At 68.4% G+C, this 12,577-nt stretch carries 8 protein-coding genes and 2 pseudogenes; 5 read left to right on the forward strand and 5 right to left on the reverse strand.

From position 1 onward, the window contains the following. Nucleotides 1-127: 127 nt before the first annotated feature. From ACFVST_RS05385 to ACFVST_RS05395, 3 genes and pseudogenes are all read right to left on the reverse strand, one after another. Nucleotides 128-583, reverse strand: a complete 456-nt coding sequence (locus ACFVST_RS05385) for a hypothetical protein (RefSeq protein ID WP_390147094.1) — start codon at nucleotides 581-583, stop codon at nucleotides 128-130. A 162-nt stretch (nucleotides 584-745) separates the two neighbouring features. After that, nucleotides 746-1,555, reverse strand: a complete 810-nt coding sequence (locus ACFVST_RS05390; protein WP_390147179.1) for a DUF317 domain-containing protein — start codon at nucleotides 1,553-1,555, stop codon at nucleotides 746-748. Nucleotides 1,556-1,737: 182 nt separating this feature from the next. Beyond that, nucleotides 1,738-2,085 (reverse strand): annotated as a pseudogene (locus ACFVST_RS05395) (DUF317 domain-containing protein); the annotation flags it as partial. 190 nt (nucleotides 2,086-2,275) lie between these two features. Here ACFVST_RS05395 and ACFVST_RS05400 point away from each other — a divergent pair. Continuing rightward, the gene (locus tag ACFVST_RS05400; RefSeq protein ID WP_390147096.1) at nucleotides 2,276-2,980 is read left to right on the forward strand and encodes a nucleotidyltransferase domain-containing protein; all 705 of its coding nucleotides are present in this window, start codon (nucleotides 2,276-2,278) and stop codon (nucleotides 2,978-2,980) included. Between the two features lie 373 nt (nucleotides 2,981-3,353). Further along, nucleotides 3,354-3,976 (forward strand): annotated as a pseudogene (locus tag ACFVST_RS05405) (nucleotidyltransferase domain-containing protein). A gap of 402 nt (nucleotides 3,977-4,378) precedes the next feature. Here the strand turns inward: ACFVST_RS05405 and ACFVST_RS05410 are convergent. Next, on the reverse strand, nucleotides 4,379-5,605 hold the full coding sequence (locus tag ACFVST_RS05410; RefSeq protein ID WP_390147097.1) for a damage-control phosphatase ARMT1 family protein: 1,227 nt from the start codon (nucleotides 5,603-5,605) through the stop codon (nucleotides 4,379-4,381). Nucleotides 5,606-5,630: 25 nt separating this feature from the next. After that, a complete protein-coding gene (locus ACFVST_RS05415) occupies nucleotides 5,631-9,149 on the reverse strand; it encodes an NB-ARC domain-containing protein (RefSeq protein WP_390147098.1) in 3,519 nt (1,172 codons plus the stop codon). Between the two features lie 384 nt (nucleotides 9,150-9,533). Between ACFVST_RS05415 and ACFVST_RS05420 the strand changes: the two genes are divergently transcribed. The 3 genes from ACFVST_RS05420 to ACFVST_RS05430 are packed head-to-tail and all read left to right on the forward strand — an operon-like array spanning nucleotide 9,534 to nucleotide 12,573. Next, nucleotides 9,534-10,103, forward strand: a complete 570-nt coding sequence (locus ACFVST_RS05420) for a class I SAM-dependent methyltransferase (protein ID WP_355360043.1) — start codon at nucleotides 9,534-9,536, stop codon at nucleotides 10,101-10,103. After that, nucleotides 10,100-11,416 carry a N,N-dimethylformamidase beta subunit family domain-containing protein gene (locus ACFVST_RS05425; protein ID WP_390147099.1) on the forward strand — a complete coding sequence of 439 codons (1,317 nt, stop codon included), beginning with the start codon at nucleotides 10,100-10,102 and terminating at the stop codon, nucleotides 11,414-11,416. Before ACFVST_RS05420 ends, ACFVST_RS05425 begins: the two co-directional genes overlap by 4 nt. A 14-nt stretch (nucleotides 11,417-11,430) precedes the next feature. Continuing rightward, nucleotides 11,431-12,573, forward strand: coding sequence for a glycosyltransferase family protein (locus ACFVST_RS05430; RefSeq protein ID WP_390147101.1), 1,143 nt, complete (start codon nucleotides 11,431-11,433; stop codon nucleotides 12,571-12,573). The last annotated feature ends 4 nt before the right edge of the window (nucleotides 12,574-12,577 follow it).

Consider the following 12,577-nt stretch of genomic DNA (forward strand, 5'->3'; position numbering starts at 1 on the left):
GGTCGCGGATCTGTGCGGGCGCCGACGAGGCGGTGCGGCGCTGGAGTACCGGTGGTTTTTCGAAGCTCCATTCGCCTGCGTCGCGTTTCATCCCTTGTCTGTTGGCACAGGCGCGCTGGACGGTGGGTCAGCTGGCCGCGAGACGGGCTCTCTTCTCGGCACGTGGTTCGGCCTGCCAGCAAGGCAGGAACGCCGAGAGCATTGGGTCGCTTTCAATCTTCTGCTGGGTGAGCCGCATGCCTTCGTCGATGATCGCGTCCCACTTCTCTGTGGCGAGCTCGACGCGGCAGGGCAAGTCCTTGATGATCTCCTCGTCCACGGTCAGGTAGTTCGAGGCCCGACTCCTACCCCCGCGGCCCGTAGGCACATAGGCGTCGGCGCCGGCCTGGTCTGGAAGCAGGGAGATGAGGACCGCGTCCCCGTCCTTAGCGATCCTTCGGGCCGCCTTGTGGGCTGCTGAGACCTCCGTCCTGGAGGGGTCTCGTTGCAGCATCTCAGCCAGGGTGCTTCGGATGCTGACCGTGTCCCGACTGGCCAGCGCATTTCGCAGGGCCTCGTGGAAGGTCTCCGTCATCGATGTCATGACCGCGATTTTCACGATTGGCTGGCCTTGGGCCATGCACTTGAGGTCGGCACCCAGTTTGTGTTCCCCCGTTCGGCAGAAACGTGCTGGGCGTCGTCGCCGACGGTCCCGCCAGTCGGGCGGAGGTCGGTCTTCAGCTGTGACCGACCCATCGGACTGGCCCTAGCTGGCTGGAGCGCGAAGGAGCCGGTCGCGTGTACTTTCCGGCAGCACCCGGCGCAGGACCGGTGCGCTGGAGCTGAGGGAGTCGGCGAAGGCGGCAACGAGGTCGTGCGGCACGCTGGGGCCGAAGGAAGCCGCCCACAGGTATCCCGCGCCGGGTACCGGCTCGGCCCACGCTTGCCATCCAGCCAGGGCCGCCTCGTCCGCCTGAGCCACCAGCGCCCGAGAGTCGGCGTCCTGGATGAGTGGCGGCACCTCGCCAAGGCGGATGTGGGAGGCGAAGGTCGGATTGATTGCTCCCGTGCCGGGCTGGTCGACGTCACGCAGCCAGCCGTGGGCGGTAACGGCGTCGAGGACCAGCTCAGGGCCACCGAGCGACAGGGCGGGCTGATTGCGGGCGTCGAGCGCGACGAGGAAGTCGGCGAGAACCTCTGCGGGGACCTCGGGGGTGAAGTAGGCCGACCACTGGGCGAGCGGACTGCTCGGGTCCGTACGGGCGGAGACCTGCCAGGCGATGGGCAGATTCCCCAGATGGAACGGCTCGTCCGGCAACACCCACTGCGCCCACCGCAGGGCGTCGGGGCTGATGTGAAGGACGGTGCTGCGCAGGACCTGGTGGTCCTCCAAAGGCTCGTCCGGCTCCTGGCGGCCACGGACGATCGTCAGGGCCGTCCAGCCCAGGCCAGCGAGAGTGTCGGCGACGGCGTCGTAGAGACGTCCGTCGTCACCAGCCAGGTGACGGGGGCCAACCCAGTATGCGGACGTGTCGCTGGCCGGGGTGAGTGGGCCGAACGGGAAGTCGGGATGCAGGGTGCCTCCAAAGGCGTCGGGGTACTCATTGCCGCCGGCGGTGCGTGGCGCTGGTCAGGAGTGCCGGGCCGGTCGTGTGACGGCCTCGGGTGGCAGATGACCGAGCTTCGTGTCCGCATTGCGCCCGGCAAGGCGGACGCCGGTCCGCCCGAGGGGCCCCGCCTTGAGCCTCTGTTGTCACACCTGCTGGAGGTCTCCAGCACGCGAGCGACTGCGGCGGCGACGATATCGGCCGGCGTCTGGGTGTCGAAGGACATCTGGTAGCCGCGCACCTTGGCCGTACCAGTAACGGCGATCTTCCATCCCTCGCCGTCGGTGCCAGGGCGGCCGGACGGGAACCATCCGAGATAGAAGGAGCCGTCCTTCGAATTGACGTGTACGTCCGCGCGGTCGTCGACGACCAGGTTGAAGTCGTCGGCGCAGAACTGATCCATCACGAGCGTGGGCTGACCCGGCCCAAGCTGCCACTCACGCAACCGCAGGGCCTCGATGGTGGTGGAGAATCCCGGACTCGGGGGTTCCGGAATCACAGGCGATCACCTCTTTGACCTGGTGGTTTACCAGAAGGTCATCCACGTTGACATGCCATTGCAGCGTTGGCCAGTCATTCATCGATCATTGCTGTCTGCCCCGGGCGAACTGCGACGAGGCGTGAAACAGCGCCGTCATACGCCGGAGAAACGGCGTGCGCGTGGTTGGCAGAATGCTGATAGTTGCCGCATGGATGCGATCGAGGCCGCACGTGCCGTTGTAGATGAGCACCACCCTGACGCTCTGACTGCCTTCCTGGGAGGCAGCGTCGTGACGGGCCGCCGCACGGCAATGTCGGACCTTGACATCGTGGTCCTGCTCCGCGGAGCCCCCGCCCCATACCGGGCCAGCCTCCGGAGCGACGATTGGCCGGTGGAGATGTTCGTGCACACCGAATTGACTTGGTACGCGTACGTTGAGCGGGAAGTACGCAATCGCCGGTCGCCGCTGCTCTGGATGTGCGCCGACGGTGAGCTGCTATTCGACACTGACAGAGTCGGAGCGCGCATCGCAGCTGAGGCCCAAAAGCTGACCGCCGCAGGGCCACCCATGGTGTCGGCCGACGAGATCGATGATCGCCGCTACGCGATCACCGACCTTCTCGACGACCTCGCAGGGAGCAGCGACCAGAGCGAGCGACTGTTCATTGCCACCGAACTGGTTCGACGGACGGGCGAGTTGGCACTAGCCATCGGCGGCTCGTGGGGCGGGGGTGGAAAGTGGCTCGCACGCCGTCTGGAGACGACCTCACCAGGGCTCAGCTTGCGCCTGCACCGTGGCCTGCGGGAGGTATTGGACGGGCGGGTAGAGCCCCTCGTAGCCGCTGTGGACGAGGTGATCGGGCAGGCCGGTGGTCGGTTGTGGGTCGGCTACAAACGTGGTGGAACTTCATGAACCTCGCGGGGACCGAGACGAGGGCGGCGGACGGTGCACTGATCACCGGGCGGCGGACCTCCTGCGGGTGACGTCGGTTGCCTCCTCCCAGGACTCCGGAGCGGCCGCGGCAGTGCGTACGCCGCCGAAAGGCGTAGAAACCGCATAAAGCACCATGGCATCGAGCTTGTCCGGCCCTGGGATGGTAGTGGCTCAAGCTCCCGGCCACGAGGCCGGTCGCGAGTCACTCGCTCAAGGGTGGCTGCCGGTGGCCCTGATGCTCATGGGCGTTTGTGAGCGCAGGGTGCGAGCGGGCGACAGGGCACTCCGGCGAGACCGCCGACCCGTCGTCGGCCTTCGCCTCCGCCCGTCTGGTCACTGAGAGTATGAGCGAGTGAATGCTGACGTGCTGGGACGCTTGGTGCCGGATCGTCCCGAGGATGTGGCTGCGGTCTTCGCCGAGGCGGACTTCCCATGGTGGATCGCCGGTGGCTACGCGATCGAACTCGCTGTCGGCCGCGAGCTGCGCCCACACGGCGATCTCGATGCCTCGTCCTCCGGCGCGACCAGGCCCGCGTACGGAACCTCCTGGCCGACTGGGACCTGTACGTGGCCGACCCACCCGGCCAGGGGGAGCTGCGACCGTGGCGTCCTGGAGAGCTCCTACGGCCGCCGCTCCACGACATCTGGTGCCGCCGCACGCCGGAGGCGCCCTGGTCGGTGCAGCTCATGCTGGACGAGGCCGAGGGCACCCAGTGGGTCTCGCGGCGCACCCCGGACATTCGCCTCCCGATCGACCGGCTCGGGCGGACGGGCGAGACGGGCATCCCGTATCTCGCGCCCGAGGTGCAGCTTTTCTACAAGGCGAGGGCGACCCGGGACAAGGACGAGACTGACTTCGAAGCGGTACTGCCACTGCTGGACGCTCCGGCGCGCGCATGGCTGGCGGGCGCGATCACAGTGATCGCGCCCACCCATCACTGGCTCCGCCGGCTCCTGCCGGTCAGCCGAACGTGAGCAGTGGAACGTCGTAGAGGTCGGACTGGACCTTGGCACTGAGAAGGTGGCTCGTCCTGCCGTCGGCAGACTGGGCCTTCAGACCGGCGGAGACGTGGTTGTACGGGAGGATCCCGCCGGTGCGAAGTGGGCTCGGCGAGGGAGCCCGGACCCAACTCGCTCTTGCAGACCTCGTGCGCTCCCGAAACGGGCTTCTGTGTAGCCAAGGCCGAGCAGGGCGGCAGGGTGGCGGGCCGATGCCTCGTCGGGTCCATCGATCCCGAGAATCATGGGCAGGCAGGACCAGGTGTCGAAGCTGGAAGGGAGGTCCGTCCACGCACGCCACGGCCCACGTCGCAGTAGGTAAGACCTGGCCTCGCTCGGTGCATAGAACACGTTAGCGAAGTCGCGTCGAGGCCAGGGCTATGGCCGAACCTGGATGAGAGCGTGAGTGCCGCTGGTGCGCCACGCCGCACCGGACTGTTCGAGGGCGTCCAGCGTTCCGTGGTCCAGGCCGACAATGACGTCGGACTTCAGGGTGCGGAGGGCTGCGACGGCCCCTGGGAAGTACGCGGTGAGGTCTGCGAACGGCGCCGTGGCGTCCCATAGACGGTCGCCCACAAGGCGGCGGTAGTTGAGGTCGCCCTTCAGGATGGTGAGCGTGGCGGCCTCGAACTCACTTCGAAGGTCCTCGGGCATCTCCTCGTACGGCAGCGGAGCGCAGAAGAAGGGGTGGGTGCGGACCTCCAGGCGTCCTGACGCCATGGCCTTCCACAATCGGTCGCCGATCGTGCCGGCTTCGCCGGGTGCCTCGGTGAGGCGGCGGAGGCAGTCGACGACGTCTGCCGTCATCGCGTCGGAGACGTAGTACGGGCTGGGCTTTACATGGAGCACGACCCGTTCGGCGTGCGGGCGTTCGAGGAGGTAGTCGATGAGGATCAGGTCCGGGATCAGCTCGCGTCCGGCATTGTCCGCCACAACGGCGACGGTCGAGGGGGCACCGGCGGGCAGGAGCTGCCAAAGCACGCCGCTGTCGTCGGCGACCAGCGCGGAGGTAGCTTCGCCGGTCGCTGGCTCCCCCGCCGAGACACGGAAGCCGAGGTCCGCGCGGTTGCCCCAGAGCGAGGCGTGGAGCAGCGCCGCAGCCCGCTCGTCGGCAGGTGCGTCGGCGAGCGCGTCCAGGGCCCGCAGCTCCTCCTCCACCGCCTCGCCGCGCAGTTCGGCCTGCTTGAACGGAGCGAAGGGATCGACTCCCTGCCACGGGCCCGTACCGAAGTACTCGATGGCGCCAAGCAGCCGGCGGTAAAAGTAGCTCTCCGCCCACAGGAACGGGGCGTCGAACCACGACCGCCCAAAGTGCTCCCGGCCCCAGTTCTTCCACTGCCGGTGATCGTGCTCCGAGGCAGCGAGCGGTTCGATGACGCCGTTGGTGATCTCGTCCAGCAGGGCATCGAGGGCCTCGTGCTGTCGACGGCCGTACGGGAAGGCGTCTCGCACCTGCTGGATCAGGGCCGGGTGGCGTTTGGCCAGGACGCCCCAGGCGAACGAGCCGGGCTCGTTGCTCAGGATGACCGGCGCGTCGCGGTCGGCGGCCGGGCCGGAGCTGCTGTCGGCCCTTCCGTCCGAGGTGCTGGGAATCTTCTCTGTCATGGTGTGCAAGCCCTTCGCTTGTCGCTCATGAGTCCTTGATCTCCAGGGACACGACCCCCGCCGCACTGCCGATCAACACCTCGCCCGTACGAGGTTCGAAGGCCGCGCAGTGCAAGGAGGCATCCACCCTGACCTTGGCGATCTGGTGCTGCTCGCTGAGTGACCACAGGCGCACCGTTCCATCCGCCGCGGCCGACACCAGGCGGTCCCCGTCGTTGAGGAAGCCCAGCATGAGGATGCGGCCGGTGTGCCCGGAGAGGTGGGAGGTGAACCTGTCCGTAGCCAGGTGCCGTACCGCGATATCACCGGTTCCCGCCCCAACCGCGACGCGATGCCCCGGTCCGTCGACCGTGACGGCGCGGGCCCACCCGCTGGGGCTGGAGAACCGGCCCTTGAACTCGCCGGTGAGGGCGTGCCACACGCGTACGGAGCCGTCGCCGCCACAGGCGGCGAGAAGGTCTCCGCTGTCGTCGAAGGCGAGCGAGCGCAGTCGGCCAGCGTGAACATCCTGGCTCCACAGCAGGGCCCCGGTGGAGAAGTCCCAAACCCGGATGTGTCCGTCGCCCGTACTCGCGGCAAGGCGGGATGCCGAGCGAGCCATTGCCACGGCCCACGTCCGCGGGGTGTCCTGGCTCAGGGTGAGGGACCACGCCGTATCGAGCAGCGACCAGACCCTGACCGCCCCGTCGCCGCAGGCCGCCGCGACGTGCTCACCACCACCTGCCAGGGACCAAACACGCCCATGGGCCGCCGTGAGCCTCCTGCTGACCGTCCCGGTCGAGGTATCGATGACGCCGATGCCGCCGGCACCGTCGCCGACCACGGCGGTACGGCCGTCGGCGGCGAACTGCGTGGACCACACGGTGTTCGCGCCGCTGGCCAGCGTCCTGAGGCTGTTCCTGCCCACCGTCCAGATGCGAACAGCGCCGTCCTCGCATCCCGCTATCACGGTGCCGTCGCCTGTTGTGGCGAGTGAACGCACCCAGTCGACTCCCGGTGGGGGCTGAGTCTCGCCCGCCGGACCTTCCGCCGAGAAAGCCTGGATCCTCGGCTCTTCGGTGGCGGCGACGATGACATCGTCGTGGGAGGACAGAGCAACGGCACGCACGCGCGCCTTGAGATCGGCGATCCGGCGAACGAGAGCCAGTTGACCGTCCGCCGCGTCCCACACAGTGATGGAGCGGTCACCTGATCCGGAGGCCAACAGAGAGGAACCGGGGGCGAAGGCCACGGAACGTACCCAGTCGCGGTGAGCGGCGCGTTCGTCCAGGAGACGACCTGTACGCAGGTCGAAGAGACGGACGAACTCGTCCTCGCCGGCCACGGCCACAAGCGACTGGGAGTCTCCTCCGATCGCCACGGACCAGACGGGAGTGCCGACCGTACGCATCGATCGCACGAGCACGAGCCTGTCCACGTCCCACACGTGCACAGCTCCGTCCTCGGCCCCGGAGAGCAGGAACGGGCCGGAGGGGGAGAAGGCGAGGCTGCGGATCCGGCGATTGTGCCCGGGCAGCACGCCGATGGGGTCTCCGGTGTCGGTGCGCCACAGTCGGATCGCTCCGTCGTCTCCCGCCGAAGCGAGGACCAGCCCGTCCGAGGAGAGCGCGGTGGCGAACACCCATCCGATGTGCGCCTGGTGGGCTCGGAGCAGCCGGCCGGTGTTGACGTTCCACAGCCTGACCACTCCGTCCTCACCACCCGACGCGACCATGTCACGAGCGGCGGAGACGCTAACAATCGCACCGATGTGGCCGGGGGTCGGCGCTTCCGGGGTGTCGCCCTCTGGAGGCCGTAGCCACTTGGGGGTGAGTACCGCCTCCGCACCAGTGACGCGTTCGAGGGTTCGCGTGTCCTGGGGTAGAGGTGAGCGCCGCAGCACGATGGAAAGCGTCGAGGCGATGTCAGCCGGGCTTTCCAGTCCGCTCAGCAGGTACCCGGCGCCAGTCAGGGCGCGGGCGGTCAGCCACTCCTGACGCTGGGGGTGGCCGGCCTCGTCCCGCCCTGGCAGAGCATCGAGAACAGCGGCGTCCGCGGTCAGGTGCTGGTGTCCGACGAGCGCGACCTTCCGGATCACGTACGACGGGGACGCCAGGAGGCTGACGAGCTCGGCGTCAAGCTCGGCTTCACGCAGGTGGTAGGGAAGATGGCGCCACAGGTAGCCCTCGGTCTCGTCCAGCGTCTCCCACGCGCCCTCGGTGCCGTGCCGGTATGACTCGATCAGGGACCGGTGAAGGGCCGCCCAACGATCGCCGACCAGGTGGCGCAGGTAGGACCGGAACACATCGTGCAGCACGATGGCGTCCCGGTCCGCGAGATAGGCGCTGATCAGGGACCGGTCGGACAGCAGTCGGCAGAACTGCCTCACCACGTGAGGCGCCCATCCGTGCGCTGTTCGCCACCAGTGGGTGAGCACCGACACGGGGATCGGCAGCGACGGCGGGAAGACCGCGAGCGAGAGGTACCGGTCCCGCAGGTCCGAGTGCCCCGCGATCGAGACGCTCTCCTCAAGGCTGCGGAGACTGGACGCGAGTGCCTGCCCGATAGCGTTCTTCCGCTGGTCCGAGTCCCAGACGTCGAATGCCTGGGGGCCGTACGCACGGATCGCCGCGCTCGTCTCGGCGACCACACGACCGGCCGGGGCACCAGAGACGACCTCCTGTGCGACGTTCGCCCCGACGATCGACGCCAGCAGGGGCCATCCTCCACACGCGCCGGCGAGGCGCGCGGCTTCGGCCTCGTCCAGGTTGCCGACATTGCGGACGAGCAGCTCTCTGATCTCGCCGGACGCCATGGGACCCAGCCGTACGACCCTGGCGGCGCTGGGGCACACGCGCACGTTCCTGGTGGTGACAAGCCGTACGCAGTCCTCCCCACCCAGCAGAAAAGGGCTGAGGTCGGCCGCGGACCAGACGTTGTCGATGACGAGGAGCGCACGCCGTCCTTGGAGCAGACGAGCCAGGTGGAAGCCGGCCTGCTCCGGATCCGCGAAAGAAGGGCGGCTGCCGTCCAGATGAACGCACAGGTCGGAGATCAGCTCGACAACCCTCGCCGCCGTGCACTCCTCGCCGGTCTCCACCCACAGGAACTCCGAGAAGGAGTTCCGTACACGAGGGTCTTGGCACACCTGCGTCGCGAGCGTCGTCTTCCCGAACCCGCCGGGACCGCAAAGGGCGACTGTGAAGGCGCTGTCGTCCGCCGACGCCTCCCGCAGGACGGAGACGAGCCCCTCGAAATCATCTGACCTGTGCACCAAGCCGGGCTCCGGGACGGGTATCGGGAGGTATCTGTCCGGTGCGGGCGCGGCTGAGGACATCGGAGCACCAACCGTGTCCCAGAAGCGCTGCCGCACCTCCGCGTCGCTCCGCTCCAGCGCCGTATCCAATAACGCCTGGGAATCCGGGGTGAGAACGATCTCCTCGCCTCGGGCCTCCCAATTGGACACCGTCCGGTCGCTGACGCCGAGGTAGGCGGCGAAGCGACGCACGCTCCGACGCGTCGCGAGCCGCAGAGCGCGCGCCTCCCTTCCGGTCCAGCGCTGCACTGTGGCCACCGAAGCTCCTCCGACCGACACCAACGACGGTAACAGCGTAGGGCGGTCTGACCAGGGGCGTAGGGCCTTCGCTGCGACAGGAGTTCAGCACCGGTTCGACACCCGGGCCGTCCCGGCCGACGTAACCGGCGGTCCCGCGATCGCCCACGCGAGCGACGGCGTTGCCACGCAAGTGCGGCACGACGGCAGCCCGCTGTCCCGCACCGCTCGGCAGTCTGCTCACCACGGAGCGCTGCCGCTCCGCGTGGACGACGAAGGGGTGGGTTTCAGGTGATCGAAGCAAAGCAGCATGGCGGTGCGGGCGGATGGTCCGAGAGGCAGATCGCCTACTACCGAGCGCGAGCCGGCGAGTACGACGACTCCTACAGCGACCGCATGCACATGCCCCAGCTCGCGAACGTCCTCGACGACCTGCCGATCCGCGGCGACGTCCTGGAGCTGGCGTGCGGTACCGGCCAGTGGACCCGACTGATCTCCGACCGCGTACGCAGCCTGACCGCGCTGGACGCCGCGCCGGAGATGCTGTCCGCGGCCCGTGAGCGGATGCACGGGACCGCGACTCGCTTCATCGAGGCGGACGTCTTCAGCTGGGAGCCGGATCGCCAGTACGACACCATCTTCTTCGCCTTCTGGCTGAGCCACGTGCCGCCCGTGGAGATGGAAGCCTTCTGGGACCTCCTGAGGTGGACGCTGGCGCCGGGCGGCCGCGTGGTGTTCCTCGACGACGCACCTGCCAAGGCGGGGATCGAGGAGGCCGTCGCCGAGGCCCAGGTGCCCACTGTGCGCCGCAGGCTCGCCGACGGATCCCACCACCAGGCCGTGAAGGTGCTGCGTGACGCCGCCGACCTCACCTCGCAGCTGTGCGACCTGGAGTGGGAAGCCCAGATCGAGCCGGTCGACCAGTACCACATCGCTGGTGTCGCGCGCCCCTGGACGAGCGCATGACGAGCATCAGCGGCTACCCCGCCCGGCCGAGCGTCCGCGCCGGCGAAGTGCTCCGGCTGCACATCGCCGCATCGGCCCCGCACTTCCACGTCGACTTCTACCGCTGGGGCGCGACGCCCCACCACGCCGGCCATGTCGAGTGGCCCGGCGGCACCGCAGAGTCCGGCACGTTCGACGCGGACTGGCGGTGGCCCGCCTACGAGTTCCTCGTGCCCCCCGAGTGGAGGTCCGGGGTCTACATCGCGGCGCTGAACACGGAGCCGACATCGGACATGCCGCCGATGGACTCCCGTGAGGCGCGGATCCTCTTCGTGGTCACACCCTCCGCGCCGTCTGGCCGCAAGGTCCTCTTCAAGATCCCGACCTTCACCTACCACGCCTACAACACGGCAGGGGGAGGCAGCCTCTACAGCGCCGCCCAGGTCACGATGCTCCGCCCCGGAGGCGGCGTCGGCGGCCCCGTCAAGGGCCTGCCCGACCCGTACGACACCGCCTCCCCGCGGCAGACCTTCGCTCACTGGGACGCCCCCTTCATCGCGTGGATGGAGGAGAACCGGATCGAAAGCGACTTCTGCACCGACCTGGACCTTCACGAAGGCCGACACCTCCATGACGGATACCGCCTCCTGGTCGCCGCCGGCCACGACGAGTACTGGAGCGCCGAGATCCGTCGAAACGTCACCGCGTTCCGGGACAGCGGAGGAAACATCGCCAACTTCGGCGCCAACACCTGCTGGTGGCGAGTACACGTGGCGCCGGACGGAGCCGGGCTGCGCTGCGACAAGTTCCCGCCCGGAGCCTCGGCCGGGAAGGACCCGGACAGCTCGTACGGCTGCCCGGATCACTGGTGGGAGTCGGAGCCCGAGAACTCCCTTCTCGGGGTGAGCTACCGAAACGGTGGTGGCCACTGGGACGGCCCGCGTACTCCCCTCGGGTTCACCGTCACGGATGCGGACCACTGGCTCTTCTCCGGCACGGGCCTGCGGACGGGCGACGTCGTCGGCCGCGACGGCGCGCTGGTCGGCTACGAATGCGACGGGGCGGCGTACGAGCTCGACGCGTCCGGCCGACCGCGCCCGACAGGCCGAGACGGGACTCCCAAGGACTTCGAGATTCTCGGCATCGCGCCGCTGCCCGGCGATTGGAACATCGCGGCTCGGGAGGCGATTGACAGCCCTCGGGCGGCGACCCTCGGCCTCTACACGGCGAACGGCACGGTCTTCACCGCCGCCACGACCGACTGGGCCCGCCTTCTGGCCACCGACACACAGGTCTCGGCCATCACCCGCAACATCTTCACCCGTCTCTCCTGACCGAAGGGATCGTCGTGTCTGGAAACGTACGGCCGCTCAATGTGATCATCGGCGTCAACGGCATCGGCATGGGCCACTCGGTCAGACAGAGCGTGATCGCCCAGTACCTCCGCGACCGCGGGCACGAGGTGCGCATCGTCACCAACGGCGGCGCCCGCGTGGAGTACTTCCGGGACCTCGGCTTCCCCGCTTGGGACGCGTGGATGCCGACGCTCCTCGCCCGCGCGGACCGCATATCCGCGAGTGACGCCGTACGCGCGAACATCTGGCAGGCCCCCGCCGGCCTTGCCAAGCACATGCGCCTGCGCCGGATCGTTCGCGAGACCGGCGTCCCCGACGTGTTCATCACCGACTACGAGCCCAACACTCCCCGCCTCGCGTACCACTTCAACAGACCCCTGATCTCCGTCGATCAGCAGAGCAAGTACCGACACCTCGACCTACCGGCCGTTGGCCGTTACGCCCGGACCGCCGACGAGCAGCGTCTCCGCTACTTCGCGCCCCGCGTCGACCGGTCCTTCATCTGCTCGTACGTCCCACTGGAGTCGGACGACCGAAGGCTGGAGTTCATCGCCCCGGTCATCCCCGACTCAGTGCGTTCCACGCCGGTCACGATCGAGCCCCCCGCCACCGCCTACTTCTCTCGCTACTTCGACCATGGGCCGGAAGAGTCCGTCCGAACGCTGACCAGGGTCTTCCGCCAGTACGTCCCGGACCGCGGTCTGCGGATCTACGTGCAGCCGACCGAAATCGGAAACCTGCGTCAGTACGCCGATGGCAAGATCGAGATCCGCACCTTCGACCGCGAGGCGTTCATCAGGGACATGGCGCGGTCCGAGGCTGTCTTCTCCAACGCCGGCTTCAACCTCATCAGCGAAGCCTTCGTCCTCGGCAAACCGATCCATCTGATCCCGCTGCCCACGTACGACCAGCACTGGTGCGCCAAGGTCGTCCACGAGGCGGAACTGGGCACATCGGCGCCCCGCATCGACGGCGGAGCGGTGCTCGACTTCCTCAACCGAAGCCGGGAACTCCGCGCGAACGTCGCACGCCACCGGGACGAGCACCTCGCGGTCGACCCTCGGGAGCGGATCGCCTCCTACCTGGAGAGTCTGCCCACAGCCGCTTCGGCGATCCTCGCGCCGTCCAGGCGGTAGGCCC

The sequence above is a fragment of the Streptomyces sp. NPDC058045 genome, assembly GCF_042885635.1.
Classification (GTDB): Bacteria; Actinomycetota; Actinomycetes; order Streptomycetales; family Streptomycetaceae; genus Streptomyces.